The sequence below is a fragment of the Rhabdonatronobacter sediminivivens genome, assembly GCF_013415485.1.
Taxonomy (GTDB): domain Bacteria; phylum Pseudomonadota; class Alphaproteobacteria; order Rhodobacterales; family Rhodobacteraceae; genus Rhabdonatronobacter; species Rhabdonatronobacter sediminivivens.
This window is the reverse complement of sequence record NZ_JACBXS010000006.1, coordinates 42002-61644: the sequence shown is the minus strand read 5'-3', so window position 1 is coordinate 61644 and position 19643 is coordinate 42002. Positions and strand designations below refer to the sequence as shown.

Annotated in this window: 19 protein-coding genes; 7 read left to right on the top strand and 12 right to left on the bottom strand. The window is 66.0% G+C overall.

The genetic code is table 11. The features are described from left to right. Positions 1–111: 111 nt before the first annotated feature. Complete coding sequence (locus HUK65_RS04175) at positions 112–873, top strand: electron transfer flavoprotein subunit beta/FixA family protein (RefSeq protein WP_179904885.1); 762 nt, start codon at positions 112–114, stop codon at positions 871–873. After that, complete coding sequence (locus HUK65_RS04170; RefSeq protein WP_179904884.1) at positions 873–1799, top strand: FAD-binding protein; 927 nt, start codon at positions 873–875, stop codon at positions 1797–1799. The genes HUK65_RS04175 and HUK65_RS04170 overlap by 1 nt, the downstream gene beginning before the upstream one ends. A gap of 199 nt (positions 1800–1998) precedes the next feature. Here HUK65_RS04170 and acpS read toward each other — a convergent pair whose 3' ends face one another. From acpS to folK, 6 genes are all read right to left on the bottom strand, one after another. Then, a complete protein-coding gene (gene acpS, locus HUK65_RS04165) occupies positions 1999–2415 on the bottom strand; it encodes a holo-ACP synthase (protein ID WP_179904883.1) in 417 nt (138 codons plus the stop codon). Next, a complete protein-coding gene (locus HUK65_RS04160; RefSeq protein WP_179904882.1) occupies positions 2412–3170 on the bottom strand; it encodes a pyridoxine 5'-phosphate synthase in 759 nt (252 codons plus the stop codon). Before HUK65_RS04160 ends, acpS begins: the two co-directional genes overlap by 4 nt. A gap of 60 nt (positions 3171–3230) precedes the next feature. Continuing rightward, the gene (locus tag HUK65_RS04155) at positions 3231–3896 is read right to left on the bottom strand and encodes a DUF2062 domain-containing protein (protein WP_179904881.1); all 666 of its coding nucleotides are present in this window, start codon (positions 3894–3896) and stop codon (positions 3231–3233) included. 51 nt (positions 3897–3947) lie between these two features. After that, positions 3948–6071 carry a RelA/SpoT family protein gene (locus HUK65_RS04150; protein WP_179904880.1) on the bottom strand — a complete coding sequence of 708 codons (2124 nt, stop codon included), beginning with the start codon at positions 6069–6071 and terminating at the stop codon, positions 3948–3950. A 73-nt stretch (positions 6072–6144) separates the two neighbouring features. Continuing rightward, complete coding sequence (gene rpoZ / locus HUK65_RS04145) at positions 6145–6501, bottom strand: DNA-directed RNA polymerase subunit omega (protein ID WP_179904879.1); 357 nt, start codon at positions 6499–6501, stop codon at positions 6145–6147. 84 nt (positions 6502–6585) lie between these two features. Further along, complete coding sequence (gene folK / locus HUK65_RS04140; RefSeq protein ID WP_327787030.1) at positions 6586–7143, bottom strand: 2-amino-4-hydroxy-6-hydroxymethyldihydropteridine diphosphokinase; 558 nt, start codon at positions 7141–7143, stop codon at positions 6586–6588. A gap of 148 nt (positions 7144–7291) precedes the next feature. Between folK and HUK65_RS04135 the strand changes: the two genes are divergently transcribed. After that, positions 7292–7870: a LabA-like NYN domain-containing protein gene (locus HUK65_RS04135; RefSeq protein ID WP_179904877.1), complete on the top strand. Its 579-nt coding sequence runs from the start codon at positions 7292–7294 to the stop codon at positions 7868–7870. A gap of 67 nt (positions 7871–7937) precedes the next feature. On the opposite strand, the gene HUK65_RS04130 is transcribed toward HUK65_RS04135, so the two are convergent. Beyond that, positions 7938–8702 carry a sulfite exporter TauE/SafE family protein gene (locus tag HUK65_RS04130; protein ID WP_179904876.1) on the bottom strand — a complete coding sequence of 255 codons (765 nt, stop codon included), beginning with the start codon at positions 8700–8702 and terminating at the stop codon, positions 7938–7940. 190 nt (positions 8703–8892) lie between these two features. Between HUK65_RS04130 and HUK65_RS04125 the strand changes: the two genes are divergently transcribed. Next, a complete protein-coding gene (locus tag HUK65_RS04125; protein WP_179904875.1) occupies positions 8893–10578 on the top strand; it encodes an acyl-CoA dehydrogenase family protein in 1686 nt (561 codons plus the stop codon). A 219-nt stretch (positions 10579–10797) separates the two neighbouring features. Here HUK65_RS04125 and HUK65_RS04120 read toward each other — a convergent pair whose 3' ends face one another. From HUK65_RS04120 to HUK65_RS04100, 5 genes are all read right to left on the bottom strand, one after another. Next, positions 10798–13746 (bottom strand): CAP domain-containing protein, encoded by a 2949-nt coding sequence (locus HUK65_RS04120; protein ID WP_179904874.1) that lies wholly within the window; start codon positions 13744–13746, stop codon positions 10798–10800. Positions 13747–13892: 146 nt separating this feature from the next. Then, the gene (dxs, locus tag HUK65_RS04115; RefSeq protein ID WP_179904873.1) at positions 13893–15818 is read right to left on the bottom strand and encodes a 1-deoxy-D-xylulose-5-phosphate synthase; all 1926 of its coding nucleotides are present in this window, start codon (positions 15816–15818) and stop codon (positions 13893–13895) included. Between the two features lie 22 nt (positions 15819–15840). Next, positions 15841–16713, bottom strand: coding sequence for a polyprenyl synthetase family protein (locus HUK65_RS04110; RefSeq protein ID WP_179904872.1), 873 nt, complete (start codon positions 16711–16713; stop codon positions 15841–15843). Next, positions 16710–16952 carry an exodeoxyribonuclease VII small subunit gene (locus HUK65_RS04105; protein WP_179904871.1) on the bottom strand — a complete coding sequence of 81 codons (243 nt, stop codon included), beginning with the start codon at positions 16950–16952 and terminating at the stop codon, positions 16710–16712. Before HUK65_RS04105 ends, HUK65_RS04110 begins: the two co-directional genes overlap by 4 nt. A gap of 14 nt (positions 16953–16966) precedes the next feature. Continuing rightward, positions 16967–17899 (bottom strand): histone deacetylase family protein, encoded by a 933-nt coding sequence (locus HUK65_RS04100; RefSeq protein WP_179904870.1) that lies wholly within the window; start codon positions 17897–17899, stop codon positions 16967–16969. A 243-nt stretch (positions 17900–18142) separates the two neighbouring features. On the opposite strand from HUK65_RS04100, the gene HUK65_RS04095 reads away from it, so the two are divergent. The 3 genes from HUK65_RS04095 to HUK65_RS04085 are packed head-to-tail and all read left to right on the top strand — an operon-like array spanning position 18143 to position 19480. After that, positions 18143–18589: a curlin-associated protein gene (locus HUK65_RS04095; RefSeq protein ID WP_179904869.1), complete on the top strand. Its 447-nt coding sequence runs from the start codon at positions 18143–18145 to the stop codon at positions 18587–18589. 58 nt (positions 18590–18647) lie between these two features. After that, the gene (gene csgH / locus HUK65_RS04090; protein ID WP_179904868.1) at positions 18648–19034 is read left to right on the top strand and encodes a curli-like amyloid fiber formation chaperone CsgH; all 387 of its coding nucleotides are present in this window, start codon (positions 18648–18650) and stop codon (positions 19032–19034) included. Positions 19035–19072: 38 nt separating this feature from the next. Beyond that, entirely contained in the window at positions 19073–19480 is a 408-nt protein-coding gene (locus HUK65_RS04085) for a curlin (RefSeq protein WP_179904867.1), read from the top strand. Positions 19481–19643: the final 163 nt, after the last annotated feature.

The window sequence follows — 19643 nt, the reverse complement described above, 5'->3', positions numbered from 1 at the left end:
CAGGGTTTCGTCGGATTTGGCCTGTTTTCCGGCCCACCAACCCGCTAGACATCGGCGCAGAAACCCGTCCGGGCACCCCGCCCGGACCCTCAGAAGCGGAGAGTCACGCCCATGAAGGTCCTTGTACCCGTCAAGCGCGTGATCGACTACAACGTCAAGGTCCGGGTCAAGACCGATGGCAGCGGAGTCGATCTGGCAAACGTCAAGATGTCCATGAACCCGTTCGACGAAATCGCCGTCGAAGAGGCGATCCGCCTCAAGGAAGCCGGCACGGTGTCCGAGATCGTGGCCGTGTCCATCGGCGTGAAGCAGGCGCAGGAAACCCTGCGCACCGCGCTGGCCATGGGCGCCGACCGCGCCATCCTGATCGTTGCAGCCGATGACGTGCACACCGATATCGAACCCCTGGCCGTGGCCAAGCTGCTGAAGGCGGTGATCGACGCCGAAGACCCCGGCCTGGTGATCGCCGGAAAGCAGGCGATCGACAATGACATGAACGCCACCGGCCAGATGCTGGCGGCGCTGACCGGCTGGGCGCAGGCCACCTTTGCCTCCGAGCTGAAGGTCGAGGGCGAGCACGCCCTGGTCACGCGCGAGGTCGACGGCGGGTTGCAGACCATCAAGGTGAAGATGCCCGCCATCGTCACCGTGGACCTGCGCCTGAACGAGCCGCGCTACGCCTCGTTGCCCAATATCATGAAGGCGAAGAAAAAACCGCTCGAGGAAAAGACCCCCGCCGATTACGGCGTCGATGTCACCCCCCGGCTGGAAGTGCTCAAGACCTCCGAACCGCCTGCCCGCGCCGCCGGCGTCAAGGTTGGCTCGGTGGATGAGCTGATCACGAAACTCAAGGATGAAGCGGGGGTGCTCTGATGTCCGTTCTGCTGCTTGCCGAAGTCACCGATGGCGCGCTCAACCGCGATGCCACCGCCAAGGCCGTCACCGCCGCCCGCGCCATCGGGCCGGTGACGTTGCTCTGCGCAGGCGCCCGCGCCGCCGATGCCGCTGCCGAAGCGGCCAAGATCGACGGCGTGACCAAGGTCCTCTGCGCCGAGGATGACAGCCTCGGCCACCGCCTGGCCGAACCCACCGCGGCCCTGATCGTCAGCCTTGCGGGCGACTACAGCCATATTCTGGCCCCCGCCACCACCGACGCCAAGAACGTGCTGCCCCGTGTGGCCGCGCTTCTGGACGTGATGGTGATCTCCGATGTCTCCGGCGTGGTCGATGCCGACACATTCGAACGCCCGATCTACGCAGGGAACGCGCTGCAGACGGTGAAATCCTCGGACGCGCAGAAGGTCGTCTCCATCCGCACCTCCACCTTTGATGCCGCCGGCGAAGGGGGCCCCGCCCCGGTCGAAACCATTGCTTCTGCTGACAACCCCGGTCTCAGCGAATGGGTCGAGGACAAGGTTGCCGCCAGCGACCGGCCCGATCTCACCTCGGCAGGTGTCGTGGTTTCCGGCGGGCGCGGCGTCGGCTCCGAAGATGACTTCAAGCTGATCGAGCAACTGGCGGACAAGCTGGGCGCCGCCGTCGGCGCCAGCCGCGCCGCGGTCGATTCGGGCTTCGCCCCGAATGACTGGCAGGTGGGCCAGACCGGCAAGGTGGTCGCGCCCGAACTCTACATTGCCGTCGGCATCTCGGGCGCCATCCAGCATCTGGCAGGGATGAAGGACTCCAAGATCATCGTCGCCATCAACAAGGATGAGGAAGCGCCCATCTTCCAGGTGGCAGACTACGGTCTGGTGGGCGATCTCTTCACCGCCGTGCCGGAACTGATCGAAAAACTCTGAACCACATGATGACGCAGGCGAACGGCGCGGCCTCAAGGGCCGCGCCGTTCCTGTTTCACCAACAGCCGACGCGCGCCCTCCCCTTCATCTTGCCGAAAATACTCCGGGGGTGAATGCGCGCTTGCGCGCAGAGGGGGCAGCGCCCCCCAACCGCCCGCAGGGCCAGAAGGCGTGCGCGCGGAACGCGCGCTCCGCTGGATCACCCGGACGCGGCCTCCTCGCGCAGCGCTTCGATGACCACAAAGGCCTGTGCCCAGGGGTGGTCATCGGTCAGGCTGACATGGATGCGCGCCACATGATCCGGCGGAGTCATCGCGGCCAAGCGCTCGGCCGCCCAGCCTGTGACCGCCATGACCGGTTGCCCGCTGGGCAGGTTGGCAACGCCCATGTCCTTCCACGCGATCCCCATGCGCAGCCCGGTGCCAAGCGCCTTGGAACAGGCCTCCTTGGCGGCCCAGCGCTTGGCCAGCGTCGCCGCCTCCTGTCCGCTGCGGCGGCCCGCCTTGCGCAGTTCCGTTTCGGTGAACACCCGCTGGCGGAACCGGTCGCCGAACCGCGCCAGCGTGCCTTCGATCCGGTCGATATTGGCCAGATCGGTACCGACCCCCAGGATCATTCGCGGGCAGCGTCCATCTGGCGGCGCATCTCGGCAATCGCGGTCCGCAGCCCCACGAACAGCGCCTCCCCCATCAGGAAATGCCCGATGTTCAGCTCCACCACCTCGGGCATGGCGGCGATGGGACCGACGGTGTCATAGGTCAGCCCATGCCCGGCATGCACCTCGAGCCCCAGCTGATGGGCCAGCACGGCGCTTGTGTACAGCTTGCGCAGCTCGGCGTCGCGCGCGTCATGCTGCCCTTCGGCGTGCAGGTCGCAAAAGGCGCCGGTGTGCAGTTCGACCACCGCCGCACCCACACGGGCGGCGGCCTCGATCTGGGCATCATCGGCGGCGACGAACAACGACACCCGGCACCCCGCCTGGGCCAATGGCGCGATATAGTCGCGCAGCCGCGCCTCGTCACCCAGAACATCCAGCCCGCCCTCGGTGGTGCGCTCCTCGCGCCGTTCGGGCACGATACAGACCGCATGGGGCCGGTGCATCAGGGCGATGCGCTGCATTTCCTCGGTCGCCGCCATCTCGAAGTTCAGCGGCAGTTCAATCGCCGCCATCAGCCGGGCGATATCCTCATCGCGGATATGGCGGCGATCCTCGCGCAGATGCGCGGTGATCCCGTCGGCCCCCGCCTCCTGCGCCATCACCGCCGCGCGCACCGGATCCGGCATGTCCCCGCCCCGGGCATTGCGCAGCGTGGCCACATGATCGATATTGATCCCCAGCCGCAAGCGCTCATCCCTGCGTTCGATTGCCATGTCCGCCCCCTGCACCGTTTCGGCTCTTCCGGCACAGTTGTAACCTTTTAGCCTGCGAACTCAATCGGGCTTTTCGGTTTTGCCCGCAACCTCCGCCGCGCGGGCGGCATCCTGGCGCCGGGCCAGTTCAAACCGCGCGCGCAGCCGCGCCCGGCGCCGCGCCTGATACGCCCGGATCACCGGCAGCGAGGCAAAATAGCCGATCACACCCACGACAGTCCCCAGGATGACCCCACCCAGCAGATAGGGCAGGAAGACCTGATACAGGAACCGCAGGAAATGCCCCCAATAGACGGGCTTGTCGCTGATGAGCGCGCCCAGATTGGCCGTTACCTCGGCCGAGGCCGCGCCAAAGGCCTTCATCACTTCGGGCGCGGTCATGGTCCGGTCCAGCCCCAGAAGCAGGCTGCCCAGTTCGATACTGCTGACCACGATGATGGGAAAGGTGACCGGATTGCCGAAGAAGGTCGACAACAACGAAGCAAAGATATTGCCCCGAAATATCCACGCCACCGTAGCCGCCAGGAAGAAATGGAACCCGAACAGCGGCGTGAACGAGGCGAAGATTCCCGCCCCCACACCGACGGCGATCCGTTCCGGCGCATCGGGCAGCCGACGCAGACGGTGCAGCACATAGCCCGCCGCACGCCACCACCCGCCGCGTGGATAGACCAGGCTGCGAAGTTTCTGGCCGGTGCTGGGAGCCGTGCGGCGCTTGAAAACCAATTTCAGTCCCCTTGCCCCCGGCCCGCCGGTGCCATCCGGCGCAGCATGCGCTCAGGGGCGGCGGTTCGGGTCCCGGTGACGGGCGATCTGGGCAACGTCATTCTCGGCCTCCAGCGCGGTCATCAGCTGATGCAGATGCTCCACATCGCGCAGCTCCACCTCGATCAGCAGCCGATAGAAATCCGGCTTGCGGTCCACGAAGCTCAGATCCGAGATATTGGCCTTTTGTTCGCCGATCAAGCTGCAGATACGGCCCAGCACGCCGGCATCATTCGATATGGTCATCTCCAGCGTCACCACATGGACGGCTTCATGCCGACCTTCATGCCATCGCAGGTCGATCCAGCGTTCGGTCTGTTCCTCGTAATCGGCCAGGGCGTCGCAATCGATGGCATGGGCGACCACACCCTTGCCCCGATAGGTGATGCCCACGATCCGCTCGCCCGGCAAGGGCTGGCAGCAGGCGGCACGGCGAAAGGACTGTTCGGGTTCCAGCCCCACAACGGGACGGCGGGCATCGACCAGTTCGCCGGTCTGATCGGCGAGTTCGGGATAGAGCACCTCGACCACCGCGCGCGCACTCATTTCCGCGGCACCCAGCCGGGCCAGCAACTCCTCGCGCCCGCCGGGAATGCCCAGCGCCTTGGCCGCCGTGGCCAGGGCCTTGTCGCTGACTTTCCGGCCCACATGCTCGAACGCCACCCGCGCCAGTTCGGCGCCCAGGCGGATGAAGCGTTCGCGGTCTTCCTCACGCAGGGAGCGCCGGATCGCGGCCTTGGCCCGGCCCGTCACCACAATATCGATCCAGGTGCCCTGGGGGCGCTGACCCTCGGCGGTGATGATCTCCACCGACTGGCCGTTCTTCAGCCGGGTCCAGAGCGGCACGCGCAGCCCGTCCACCTTTGCGGAAACACAGCTGTCGCCGATCCGGGTGTGGATGGCATAGGCGAAATCCAGCGGCGTGGCCCCGCGCGGCAATTGCACCACATCGCCCTTGGGCGTGAAGCAGAAGACCTGGTCGGAATACATCTCCAACTTGACATGTTCCAGAAAGGCGTCGTTGTCATCGCTGGCGCCCAGCCCTTCAGTCAGGGTGCTGACCCATTTCGCCGGGTCCACGGCAAAGGGATTGGCGGTGCGCTTGCCGTCCTTGTAGGCCCAATGCGCCGCCACCCCGGCCTCGGCGACCTCGTGCATCTCGCGGGTGCGGATTTGCACCTCGACCCGCTTGCCGTCGCGCCCCGACACCGTGGTATGGATGGAGCGGTAGCCGTTGGTCTTTGGCTGGCTGATGTAATCCTTGAACCGCCCCGGCACCGCGCGCCAGCGCCGGTGGATCAGGCCCAGCACCTGATAGCATTGCGCCACATCACCCACGATGACCCGGAAACCATAAATGTCGGACAGGCGCGAGAATGCCAGTTCCTTGTCCTGCATCTTGCGCCAGACAGAGAACGGCTTTTTCGCCCGGCCATAAACGCTGGCTTCGATCCCGGCATGAACCAGTTCGGTGCGGATATCGGCGGTGATCCGGTGGACGACGTCACCAGCCTCGCGCTGCAGGGTGATGAACCGGCGCAGGATGGAGTTGCGCGCCTCGGGGTTGAGCACGCGGAAGGCCAGATCCTCCAGTTCCTCGCGCATCCACTGCATCCCCATGCGCCCGGCCAGGGGGGCATAGATATCCATGGTTTCGCGCGCCTTCTGCGCCTGTTTGTCCGGGCGCATGGAGCGGATGGTGCGCATGTTGTGCAGCCGGTCGGCCAGCTTGACCAGAATCACCCGCAGGTCGCGGGACATGGCGATCAGCAGCTTGCGGAAGTTCTCGGCCTGCTTGGCTTCGGAGGAGGAAAGCTGCAGATTCGTCAGCTTGGTGACACCATCAACCAGTTCGGCGATATCCTCACCGAACAGCCGCGCGACCTCGGCATAGGTGGAGCGCGTGTCCTCTATCGTGTCATGCAGAAGCGCCGTGACGATGGTGGCATCGTCCAGCCGCATTTCGGTCAGGATGGCAGCCACGGCGGCGGGATGGGTGAAATAGGGCTCACCGGAATGACGGCTCTGCCCTTCGTGCATCCGTTCGCCGTAGTCCCAGGCGCGGCGCAGCAGGGCCTCGTCGGTGCGCGGGTTGTAATTGCGCATCAGCGCAATCAGGTCATCCACCGTGATCACTGGGCCCGCCTATCGCTTCTAGGTGCCCGCGACCGGGGCGCGCGGACACCGCAAGGGGAAATGCCGCCCCGGGTCAGCCCGGGTTGCCCTGCGCTTCCATCAGGGCGCGCAGCATCTGCTCCTCGGACATTTCGTCGGCTTCGGGGCGGTCAGGTTCGGACCCCATCAGCAGCGACATGTTGTCATCCTCGGGCAGGTCAACCTCGATCTGCGTCTGCAGGCTTTCGATCAGCCGCTCACGCAAGGGGTCCACAGCCTGGGTTTCGTCGGCGATCTCGCGCAGGGCAACGACGGGGTTCTTGTCATTGTCCCGGTCCACCGTGATGGGCGCCCCCGAGGCAATCTCGCGCGCGCGATGCGCGGCCAGGGCCACCAGTTCGAACCTGTTGGGAACCTTGTCAACGCAGTCTTCAACCGTCACGCGGGCCATGAGCACTCCAATCCAGTCAATAGCGGGGGGTCATCGGCGGTACATACAGGCATCGGACGGGGTTTTCAAGCACCAGCAGTGCGGCTATCCGCTTTCCGCATCCAGCGCCACCACCTCGGCGCGGGCGGTCGGTGACAGGGCGGCGCACATCCGGCGAACGTCTTGGCCGAACACCGGATGCACCCAGTCCGGCGCCACATCCGCCAGCGGCACCAGCACAAAGCCGCGTTCGTGCAGCCGCGGATGCGGCAGGATCAACTGCTGCGGCGCACTCTGCCCGGCCAGATCCACCGGCAGGTCCGCCCAGGCGCGAAATCCCGCCACATCCGGGCAGACCAGATCGTCCAGGGCCAGCAGATCCAGATCCAGCGTGCGCGCGCCCCAGCGGTTCCGGCGCTGCCGCCCGGCCCTGTGTTCGATCTCATGCAGCCGCTGCAGCAATTCCGGGGCGGCAAGCGTGGTGCGGAAGGCTGCCGCTGCGTTGACAAAATCCGGACCGGACCCGGGCGGAAAGGCCGGGGTCCGATACAGGCGGCTGGAGCGCACCGGGCCAACCGCCAAAGCCTTGAGCGCACCGATGGCCCGGGTGATCACCTCATTCGGGCTACCCGTTTGCGTCGGCATATTGCCACCGAGTGCCACCAATGCGTTGTTGTAATTTTCCCGGTTCAACTTATTTTCTCACCTACAAGAGTATTATTCCAAGCCCGACTGGCAGACATGATCTCTGCCTCTGGCAAAGGCGCACGGCAAGGTATTTCAGGCGCGCGCCGAAGAAAGGAAGCGGAACATGTTCTACAAGGACGAACGGCTGGCGCTGTTCATAGATGGCGCAAACCTGTATGCAGCGGGCAAGGCGCTTGGTTTCGACATTGATTACAAGCTGTTGCGCCAGGAATTCATGCGCCGTGGCAAGCTTCTGCGGGCGTTCTATTACACCGCATTGCTGGAAAACGACGATTATTCCCCCATCCGCCCGCTGGTGGATTGGCTCCATTACAACGGCTATTCCATGGTGACGAAACCCGCCAAGGAATACACCGACTCCATGGGCCGCCGTAAGGTCAAGGGCAACATGGATATAGAACTGGCCGTGGATGCGATGGAACTGGCCTCCAGACTGGATCACGCGGTGTTGTTTTCCGGTGATGGCGATTTCCGTCCGCTGGTGGAAAGCCTTCAGCGGCAGGGGGTACGGGTGTCGGTGGTGTCGACCATCCGCAGCCAGCCGCCGATGATCGCGGATGAGCTGCGCCGTCAGGCCGATAACTTCATCGAACTGGATGAACTGCGCGAGGTCATCGGTCGCCCCCCCCGCGAACCTCGCGAAGCCAGGACCGAGGCGGAAGCCCCCGTCGCCGGGCGCTGATCGGCTGCCATCATGGCCAGACCGGGCGGCGCATGCCGCGGCGCCCGGGCCAGGGGTCATGCTGCGTTCAGCCGATGACCGCCCGGCGCAGCAGGTTCAGCCCCGTCAGAACCAGCAGCACCAGTGTCCAGCGCCGGAAGCGGGCAGCATCCAGCCGGTCCTGAATGCGATAGCCCAGCCACATGCCCAACGCCGCCGGCAGGACCAGCAGCGCCGAAAACGGGATGCTGGAGGCGTTGAGCACCCCTGATTGCAGATGCGCCCCCAGCAGCACCACCGCGCCCATCAGGAACACCACGCCCTGAACGCGCACCATCTCGCGCGGTTCGGCCCCGGTGGACAGCAGATAGACAATCAGCGGCGGCCCCCAGACGCCTGAGACGCCTCCATAAAGCCCCCCGATCATCCCCAGCCCCCATTCCGCGCGCCGCCGCCGCTCCACCCGGATGCGCAGCGGAATGCCCAGCAGCTGCACCACGGCAAAGGCCACGATCGGCCCCCCCAGCAGCCCCAGCATCAGCCGTTCGGGCATATAGGGCAGCAGTTGTGCGCTGATCACCAGGAACACGGCAATCGCCGTCATCATCCGCCAGTACTTGCGCACCGAGCCGATGGCCTCGTCCACGCCCTGGCGAAATGCCTGGCTCAGGTTCGTGACCAGCGTGGGCAGGATCAGCCCTGCCAGCGCCAGCTCAACCGTCATGAACCCGGGAAAGGCGGAAATCATGATCATCGGCATGGCAAAACCCAGCGCGCCCTTGATGGTGCCGGCAAACAGCGTGATGCCCATGGCCAGCGCCAGCGCCCATAATTCCAGCCCGCCGAAATCCATGCTGTTTTCCCTCTGTCCCTGACCTGTCTGGCGGTGATGCGTCAGCTATACCGGCTTCGCCCGGGGGCTGCATCGGCAAAATCCGCCGCGACATTTTAGTAAAGCAATGCGCTGTATCAGGGATTTTTTGTTGCGCTGCAGGTGCGAAGGCCCTATGTCTGCTGCATGTGCAAAATGACCGGAGTCCTTCATGCCCCATGATGGCCAGACCCTGCCCGAAATCCTGCTGCCCGACCTGCTGGCACTGACCCGGCAGGCGCTCTCCCCGGTCGAGGCCGCGCTTGATGCCGCCACCGAAATCCTGCGCCAGCGCACCGCGCCCGGTGGCCGGATCGATGCGGCCGCGCTGGAGGCGGATCAGCATGCGGCGCATGCGCTGGCCTGGCTGGCCACCTATGTCGAATCGCTGCGTCAGATGCAGGGCTGGGCCGAACGGCTGAACACCGAAGGCACGTTTGGCGAACTGGAGGCGTTGCTTCATCAGATCGCCTTTGGCGAGTATCTGAGCCAGATCATCGGCGGCATCTCCATGAGCCAGGGCGAGGTCGCGCGGCTCTCGGATATCGGCATCGCACCCGCCCTGGACGATCCGGCCATCACAACGCTGCGCTTGGGCGCAAACACAAGTGCCGCACGCATGCGGCTGGTGGAGCTCATGCGCGACAATGGCGGGCGCGCAACCTTTGGCGCCACCGGCCTGGATCAAGAGCTGGAAATGATCCGCGACCAGTTCCGCCGCTACGCCGATGAGCGTGTGGCCCCGGATGCCCATGGCTGGCACCTGCGCGATGAACTGATCCCCATGGAGATCATCACCGAGCTGTCCGACATGGGCGTCTTCGGCCTGACCATCCCCGAGGAATTCGGCGGGTTGGGCATGTCCAAGGCCGCCATGGCCGTGGTGTCCGAGGAACTCTCGCGCGGGTATATCGGTGTGGGCAGCCTGGGCACCCGTTCGGAAATTGCGGCCGAGCTGATCCTCTGCGGCGGCACGGCTGATCAGAAGGCCGAATGGCTGCCCCGCATTGCCAGCGGCGAGGTGCTGCCCACAGCCGTGTTCACCGAACCCAATACCGGGTCGGACCTGGGCGCGCTGCGCACCCGGGCCGTGCGCGACGGCGATGACTGGTCCATCACCGGCAACAAGACCTGGATCACCCACGCCGCCCGCGCCAATGTCATGACCGTTCTGGCCCGGACCGAGCCCGAGACCACCGACTACCGCGGCCTGTCGCTCTTCCTGGCCGAGAAAACCCCCGGCGATTGCGCCCATCCCTTCCCCAACGAAGGCATCTCGGGCGGTGAGATCGAGGTGCTGGGCTATCGCGGCATGAAGGAATACGAGCTGGGCTTTGACGGCTTCACCGTGCCGGACGCAAACCTGCTTGGCGGTGCGACCGGGCAGGGTTTCAAGCAGTTGATGCAGACGTTCGAATCGGCGCGGATCCAGACTGCGGCGCGCGCCATTGGCGTTGCGCAGAACGCGCTGGAGGTGGCCATGCAATATGCCGAGGATCGCAAGCAGTTCGGCAAGCCGCTGATCGCTTTCCCGCGCGTCTCGGGCAAGCTGGCGATGATGGCGGTCGAAATCATGGTGGCGCGGCAACTGACCTATTTCAGCGCCCGCGAGAAAGACGCCGACCGCCGTTGCGACCTGGAGGCCGGGATGGCCAAGCTGCTGGGCGCGCGCGTCGCCTGGGCCGCCGCCGACAACGGCTTGCAGATCCATGGCGGCAACGGGTTCGCACTGGAGTATCAGATCAGCCGCATCCTGTGCGACGCGCGGATCCTGAACATCTTTGAAGGTGCGGCCGAGATCCAGGCGCAAGTTATCGCGCGGCGGTTGATCGACATAGCTTCGGGTCGCGGGAACTGACGCAGGCGCGCGCCGGGCGGGCTGGTCGCAGGGGGGAACGGCGCGGGATGCGCACTGCCTTTTTCACTTTGTGCGAATGTCCCGGCCAGAAGCGCCCACGAGCCGCGCCCCACCCACCCACCCGCGCGCCTCGTGGGCGCTGACCGACGCCATGGCGTCGGTCACGGGTCAGCGGTTGGGGCCAGGCGCATCCGGGCCCGGTCGCGGCGGGGCACGATATCAGCCGAATTCGCTCATATGGCCGGTCAGTATGCCGGTCATCTGCAGATCGGAGATGGGCTCATCCACCCTATCCAGCGCAATCCCGCGGTCCTGGCTGACCGAAGCGCGATCCATCGGCTCCAAGGCATCGCCGTCCACAAAGACCCATTGCGCGCCGTGGGCGCTTTCAATGCCAACGGCGGCGCGCAGCACCTCCAGCGCGTCCTGTGCATTGATCTGGCCGTTGCCGTCCATATCCGCCGCGATGAAGGCTTCAGGTGTGGCGGCCCCAAAGCTGGGGGTCAGGCCAACGGCCATGCGCAGCACCTCAAGCGCGTCCCCGGCAGAGGGGCGGCCATCGGCGGCGGAAATGTCCCGCGTGCCATGGATCGTGCCCGTGGCGCCAGCACCGAGGTCAAGAGCAAAGCCGCCATCCGCGTCCGAGATGACGGGATCACCGGCCGCCGATCCGCCATGGGGGGTGAACTGGACACTGACGCCATCCAGCGCGGCGCCACTGACCGAGGTCACGGTCCCGGAAACAGCAACGGTTCCCGGATCAGGATCGGGGTCTGGATCGGGGTCTGGATCAGGGTCTGGATCGGTCAGGCTGACGACCCCATCGGCAAAATGCAACTCCTGCACGCTGCTGAGCGTGTTGACCCCCTGCGCGGAGGTATCGCTGCGCAAGTCCGTGACGGTCACGGTGCCGCCGTTGACCGAAACCTCGTAATCGGCCTCGGCCCCGGTGAAGACCACGGCGTTGAACCCGCCCGCACCGTCGATCACAGTGTCACCGCGGCCCACATGCAGCGTGTTGTCCAGCCCGTTGCCGGTCAGCGACAGATCGGCCACGCCCAGCAGACCGGCCTCGATCACACCATCACCCAGCACCAGATCGCCCGAGGACATCAGCCGCAGACCGTCCACCAAATCCAGCTTCACATTCCCGTCCGACAGGTCCACCTGCGCCGATAGCGGCTGCCCTTCGATGCTGAAGCTGACCTCCACAGTGGTGGTTCCGCTGTCAAACGCCAGGGCATAGCCCCCGGCGGCGGCGCTGGTGGTCATGGCTCCGTTCGCGGAAAGCTCAACCCCCTCCCGCCCTTCGTCAACCGAATAGAACCCATCCCCGTCGGCGTCGTCATAGACAACCCCGGTCAGGAAAACCGAATTGTCGCCGGGATTGCCGAATTTCGAAGTCACGGCGGAAACGGTCACATCGCGCATTTCAAGCGCGGTGCTGCCGTCGGAATAGGTGACCTCCAGTTCGCGCTCCACCTCCAGCACCTGCTGGCCGGGGCCGATCTCGCGGTAATGGTCCCGCAGCATGTTGACGCGGTGGCCAACGCTGTTGAACAGCCCTTCGTGATGATTGGGCACGGCCTCGGCCGCAGTCAGATTGGCGGTGGTGGTTGTCTGCGCAAGGTTCTCGCCCACCCCGCCGACATAGCCCGCCGCCTCGCCGCGCTGCTGCGCAGTGACCCCTTCAGGCGTGTCATGGGCAAAGTAATCCCGAAGGATCATGTCTTCGGAGTGATCGCGCGCCGCCTGCAAGAGCGCGGCATTGGGCGCCAGCGCCTGGCGCGCGTGGTCGGCCAGCGGGTCGCCCGTGACATTCTGATTGAGGTCGATCCCGAAGCGATCAGCCTCGGCCAGGGGATCAAGCCGGGTGCGGTTCACGAGTTCCAGGAAAAGCTGTTCGGCTGGGGTCATGGAAATACCGTTCAGGTCGGGGCTGTCATCAGGCTCAGGCTCGGGATCTGGTTCGGGGTCCGGATCCGGGTCTGGGGGCGCGACGGGATCGGGCGCGGGGTCCGGATCCGGGTCCGGGCCCGGCGCAGTCAGGCTGACGACCCCATCGGCAAAATGCAACTCCTGCACGCTGCTGAGCGTGTTGACCCCCTGCGCGGAGGTATCGCTGCGCAAGTCCGTGACGGTCACGGTGCCGCCGTTGACCGAAACCTCGTAATCGGCCTCGGCCCCGGTGAAGACCACGGCGTTGAACCCGCCCGCACCGTCGATCACAGTGTCACCGCGGCCCACATGCAGCGTGTTGTCCAGCCCGTTGCCGGTCAGCGACAGATCGGCCACGCCCAGCAAACCGGCCTCGATCACACCATCACCCAGCACCAGATCGCCCGAAGACATGATGCGTAGTCCGTCCACCAGATCGAGCTTCACATTCCCGTCCGACAGGTCCACCTGCGCGGAAAGCGCAGTGCCGTCCCAGTCGAAACTGACCTCGACCTCGGCGGCATCTGACGCGAGAGCATAGCCACCAGCCGCGGCGCTGGTCACGCTTTGGCCGCCTACGGAGATCGTGACCCCCTCACGCCCTTCTCCGATACTGTAAAAGCCGTCTGTGTCGGCATCATCGTAGATGACACCGGTCAGGAAATTGGGGCCGCCGGAGTCGGTGCCGAACTTCACGGTAACAACCGATCCGAAAAACTCCTGTTCGGGATCTGCACCAAGGCGTTCGACAAAATCCGGCGGGATCTGGTCAATTTCCTGAGCCACCCCAGTCTCGCGGAAATCACCGTTCAAGGTGTTGATTCGATGGCCCGGGCTGAGGAACAACCCTTCATGATGCTTCGGCGGTCCGTTGGGCAGACCCATCATCGCGTCGTCGGCATCCCAGGGTTCGGACAGGAACAGGCCGCTCAGGTTTTCGCTGACAAAGCTTGATGGATAGCCGGCATCCTGGGCGCGTTCGAAAGGTCTGGAGCCATCCGAACCGATATGGCCGTCAATGACTCCGCCGGTCAGGTAGTCGAGCGAATGCCAATGCGCCGCCTCTTTCAACATCGCGTTCAAAGCCAGCGGCTGGCGCGCTTCGCCCGTCATCAGATCATCGTCCGAGACACCTGAATTCAGATCGATGCCGTAACGGGACGCTTCGGCCAACGGATCAAGGCGGGCGCGGTTGAGCTGTTCAAGAAAAAACTGTTCAGCCGGGGTCATGAGAGCGTCCTGATACCTGTCCAATCACTGCGTATCGCCGCGCGGCACCATTGCAGGCGCGGGGGCACGGGTTTCAGGGTGCCGCCCCCGGGGGTGCAAAGTCAATGACGCAATAGCGGAAATTCGACCTGAACCGCCTGGCCCAGTCAGGCGCGCTTGCCCATCCGAGCCACACCAAGAAGCGACAGGATGCGCGCCTCGATATCCTCGGCGTTCATGGCGGCGGCAGCATACATGTCGCGCGGGCTGGCCTGATCGATGAAGGTATCGGGCAGCACCATGGAGCGGTACTTCAACCCGCTGTCAAAGACGCCTTCCTCGGCCAGAAGCTGGGCGACATGGCTGCCGAAACCGCCGATGGCGCCTTCCTCGATGGTGATGAGCGCCTCATGCCCGGCGGCGAGTTGCAGTATCAGGTCACGGTCCAGCGGCTTGGCGAAACGGGCATCGGCCACGGTGGGGGTGATGCCCCGCGCGCCCAGCGCCTCGGTGGCCTTCATCACCTCGGCCAGGCGGGCGCCGAAGGACAGGATCGCCACGCGGCTGCCCTGCTGGATGATCCGACCCTTGCCGATCTCCAGCGGCTGGCCGCGCTCGGGCATCTCCACGCCCACGCCTTCGCCGCGCGGAAAACGGAACGCGATGGGGCCGTCATCATGGGCCACGGCGGTGGCGACCATATGGACCAATTCAGCCTCGTCCGCCGCAGCCATGACCACGAAACCGGGCAGGTTGGCCAGATAGGCCACGTCGAAAGCGCCCGCATGGGTGGCACCATCCGCCCCCACCAGCCCGGCGCGGTCAATGGCAAAGCGCACCGGCAGGCGCTGGATGGCCACGTCATGCACCACCTGATCATAGCCGCGCTGCAGAAAGGTGGAATACATGGCGCAAAACGGTTTCATCCCCCCCGCCGCCAGCCCGGCGCAGAAGGTCACGCCATGCTGTTCGGCGATGGCCACGTCGAACATGCGCTTGGGGAAACGCTCGGCGAAGAGGTCCAGCCCGGTGCCATCGGGCATGGCGGCGGTGACTGCGACGATGCGTTCGTCGCGCGTGGCCTCATCAATCAGCGCCTGCGCAAAGACCTTGGTGTAGCTGGGCGCGTTCGACGGCGCCTTGTGCTGCTTGCCCGAGATCACGTCGAATTTCGCCCGCGCGTGGCCGCGGTCTGGCGCGTCCTCGGCAAAGCGGTAGCCCTTGCCCTTCTTGGTCAGTACATGCAGCAGGATCGGCCCCGTGGCGCGGTCATGGGCGGCGCGCAGGACGGGCAGCAACTGGTCCAGGTCATGCCCATCGATGGGGCCAAGATATTTGAAGCCCAGTTCCTCGAACAAGGTGCCGCCCATGGTGGCGTGTTTCAGCAGGTCGCGCGCGCGTTTGGCGCCCTCCTGAAAGGGCGGGGGCAGCAGGCTGATGGCGCCCTTGGCGGCCTCTTTCAAATCATGCAGCGGCTGTTCGCCATAAAGCCGCGAGAGGTAGCTGGACATGGCCCCGGTGGGCGGGGCGATGGACATTTCATTGTCGTTGAGGATCACGAACAGCCGCCGGCCCAGATGGCCCGCGTTGTTGAGCGCCTCGAACGCCATGCCGGCGCTGATGGCGCCATCGCCGATCACCGCAATCGCATCGCCCAGCGCCGGGTCCGGGGCGCCGCCCAACTCGCGCGCCATGGTGAACCCCAGCGCGGCGGAAATGCTGGTGGAGCTGTGCGCGGCGCCGAACGGGTCATAGGGGCTTTCCGAACGTTTGGTGAAGCCCGACAGCCCGTCCTTCTGGCGCAGGGTGCGGATGCGGTCCCGCCGCCCGGTGAGGATCTTGTGCGGATAACACTGGTGGCTGACATCCCAGATCAGCCGGTCGCGCGGGGTGTCGAACACGGCATGAAGCGCCACGGTCAGTTCGATCACACCCAGGCCCGCGCCCAGATGCCCGCCGGTTTCCGACACGGCGCTGATGGTCTCGGCCCGCAGCTCGTCGGCAAGCTGGCGCAACTGCCGGTCGCTCATGGGCTTGAGGTCGGCGGGGCTGTGCACCTGATCCAGCAAGGGCGTATTCGGTCGGTCAGTCATGCAATGTCCCTGTTCCGGCGCGTCAGCTGTCGCGGGCAATAACGAAGCGGGCGGCCTGCCGCAAGCTGTCGGCGGCATCGCCGTAGGGGGACAGTGCGGCCTCGGCCTGCCCGACCAGGACCCGTGCCCGGTCCCGGGCCCCGTCCAGCCCCAGCAGCGACACGAATGTCGCCTTGCCTGCCGCTTCATCCTTGCGCAATCGCTTCCCCGTCTTCTCGGTGCTTCCTTCTATGTCAAGAATGTCATCCGCGATCTGAAAGGCAAGGCCCAGCGCTGCAGCATAGGCGGCAAGCGGCGCAGGATCAGCCCCGACCATCCGCGCCCCGGCGCAGGCGGCCCAGCCGATCAGTGCCCCGGTCTTGCCGGCCTGCAATTCGGTGATCTGCTCCAACGTCAGGGGGGAGGCGGCGGCTTCGGCGGCGATGTCCAGCGCCTGGCCCTGCACCATGCCCCGCGCGCCTGCCGCCTGCGCCAGCGCGCCGATCAGCGCCACCCGCGCGGCATCATCCGGCGCGGCCGATGCGCGCGACAGTAGCTCATACGCCAGCGTTTGCAGCGCATCGCCCGCCAGCACGGCCGTTGCCTCGTCCCATTTGACATGCACCGTGGGCTGGCCCCGGCGCAGGTCATCGTCATCCATGCAGGGCAGGTCATCATGCACCAGCGAATAGGCGTGCACAGCCTCGATCGCGGCGGCGGCGTCCAGCGCCTGTGCATCCGACAGCCCGTGCAGGCGGGCCGACTCCAGCACCAGAAAGCCGCGCAACCGCTTGCCCCCCCGCGCGGCATAGGCCATGGCATCGCGGATTGTGCCAGGGGGATAGGCGGCAATCGCGGCCAGCAGATGCGCTTCGGTCAGGGCCGCGGTTTCGGCCAGGCGCGCCGCAAAGCTCATCCGGCGTTGAACGGCTCGGTCCCCGCAGGCTCGCCCGATTGCGCCAGGCGGATGGCCTCGACCTTCTCCTGCGCGGCATTCAGGCGGGCCTCGCAATGGGCCTTGAGCTTCGCGCCGCGCTCATAGAGCGTGATCGACTCTTCCAGCGGCACATCGGCGCTTTCCAGCCGGGTGACAATGTCCTCCAGCGCCTTGAGCGCGGTTTCGAAGCTCATCTCCTCAACGGGGGTATCAGTCATGCAGCCCAGGCCCTTCAGGATTTGTCCATCAGCATCAGAACATGCGCGCGCACCGAAGCCGCCAGCGCCTCCAGGTCATAGCCCCCTTCCAGCACCGAGACCAGGCGCCCGCCACAGCTTTCGGCGGCGATGTCGCACAGCGCCCCGGTGATCCAGGCGAAATCTTCCTCGACCAGCGCCAGATTGGCCAGCGGATCATCGCGATGCGCATCAAACCCGGCCGAAACGATAATCAGTTGCGGCGCAAACTCCCGCAGTCGGGGGAAGGCGCTGGTCTCCCATGCCTCGCGGAAGGCATCGCCGCCACTGCCCGGCGGCAGCGGCAGGTTCAGGATGTTGTTGTGGGCGCCGCGCTCCCCCGGTGCACCGCTGCCCGGAAACAACGGCATCTGATGGCTGGAGATGAAGAGCGCCCGCCCTTCGTTCCACAGCAGGTCCTGCGTGCCGTTGCCGTGGTGGACATCGAAATCCACCACCGCCACACGCTCCAGCCCGTGATGGTCCAGCGCGCGTTTGGCCGCGATGGCGGCATTGCCGAACAGGCAGAACCCCATCGGCGTGCTGGTTTCGGCATGATGCCCCGGCGGGCGCATGGCAACAAAGGCGTTGGTCACCGCGCCTTCCAGCACCAGATCGACCGCGCGGCAGGACCCGCCGACCCCGCGCATCACCGTGCGCCAGGATCCGGGCGAAAGATGGGTGTCCGCGTCCAGCTGGTAGCTGCCCGCCACCGGCACGGCCTTGCGGATGCGTTCGACATATTCCGGCGGGTGGCAGCGCAGCACCTCTGATTCGTCGGCCATGGGCGCCTCGTGGCGCTGAAGGGCGTCGAATTCCGGATCGGCAAGGGCGGCTGTCACGGACTCGATCCGCGCAACCCGTTCGGGGTGGCCGTCCGGGGTGACATGGGTGGTGCAGTCAGGGTGTGAAATCAGGGCTGTTGTCATGCGGGCAACCTAGTGCATCGGCGCGCGGGGGGGAAGCCGAAACTGCACAAAACTCCGGCAGATGGCACACTGATACAGGCGGGCCAGACGGCGGTGTTATCCGATAACCGCAGCACCGTCATGGGCTGACAACGCAGCGATATTGCGTGGCGGCGCCCCGCGGCCCGAGGGTGCAGGGGCGGATCACACCAAGGGCGCCCGGCGCCGATCCGAAGCGCCCATCACCCATGCAGGAGAGACCCGATGACCCACCGCCCCTTCCGCCCCGCATTCCTTCTGGCCGCACCGCTGGCGCTTGCGCTGGCGCTCACCGCCCTGCCCGCCGCAGCCGGGTCATCGGTCTCGGTCAGCCAGTGGGGCAATGCGAACGAGGCCGCCGCCGCTCAGGGCGGGCACCGCCAGCGCATGTCCATCACCCAGCGCGGCCGGGCGAACCTGACCATCAGCACCCAGGACGGGGCGCGCAACCGCGTCTCGGTCGGGCAGACCGGCTGCCGGAACGTGGCCGATCTGGACCAGAGCGGGCGGCGCAACATCGTTGGCGTGGCCCAGAACGGCTGCCGCAACGATGCCACCGTCACCCAGAGCGGGCAGCGCAACGCCGTGGGCGTCATCCAGAACGGCAGCGGCAATACCGCCAGCACCCGGCAGTCCGGCAGCGGCAATGTGCTGCTGATTATCCAGGACTGACGCCGCTGCACCATCTGCGGGGGGCAGTCCCGCCCCCCGCCTGCCACAGGAGGGTTCCATGCCCCGCATCCTTATGGCCGCCTCGGCCCTGATCATCACCGGCGCCGCCTGCGCCAGCACCGTCATGACCCCGGCGCGCAGCGTCACCAAGGCCGATGCGCCCCTGCGCTGCGAATTGCAGCTGACCGAGACCCGCGACGGCACCGAACTGGTCGCCCGTGCCCATGCCGATCGCGCGCTCAGCGGCACCTATGCGCTGGACATCCGCCAGCGCAGCGCGGGCGGGTCCGCCACCATCCGCCAGTCCGGCGATTTCGAGGCCGACCCCGGGAAACCCGCCCTGCTGGCGGAAAGCACCCTTGGCGGCACCCGCCGCAGCATCGAGGCCGAGCTGACCCTCACCGCCGACCAGATCACCCGCCGCTGCCACAGCGCCGATCTGTAAGCCATCCCGTTCCCCCGCACCCCTGGAAGGAGGTCCCCATGTCCCGTTTCACACGCCCCGCCCTGCCCCTGGCCGCCGCATTGGCCCTGTCGCTGACCCTGCCGCTGGCCCCGGCCATGGCGAATTCGCTCAGCCTGTCCATCACCCCCGGCAATACGCAGGAGGCGCGCCTTCTGGGTGCCCTTGTCACCGCCTATGCGATCCACCGTGACATCCGCTCGGGCGCCGATGTAACGCAGGTGGGCCGCAACCACGCCGCCGCCCTGCGCCAGTCCGGCGGGGGCAATCTGGGCATCATTCGTCAGCGCGGCGCCGACCATTCCGCCGACCTGACCCAGCGCGGCGCCAACAACAGTCAGGCAATCCTGCAATTCGGGCGCGGCGCCAACGCGCATGTCACCCAATACGGGGGCGAGTCGGGGCTGCTGCTGCAATACGGCTGGTAAGCCATGTTTCGCACCGACCCGGGGCGGGGCAGGATTTGTCCCGCTCCGGCCCGCATTGCGGCATTCTGTTTTAAAGGAGCCTCGGGGCAAGGCATGATTTCCTTATTGACCCGCCCATATTGCGCCCATACAGAACAAAATTCTACTCTGCGCATGAGAAACC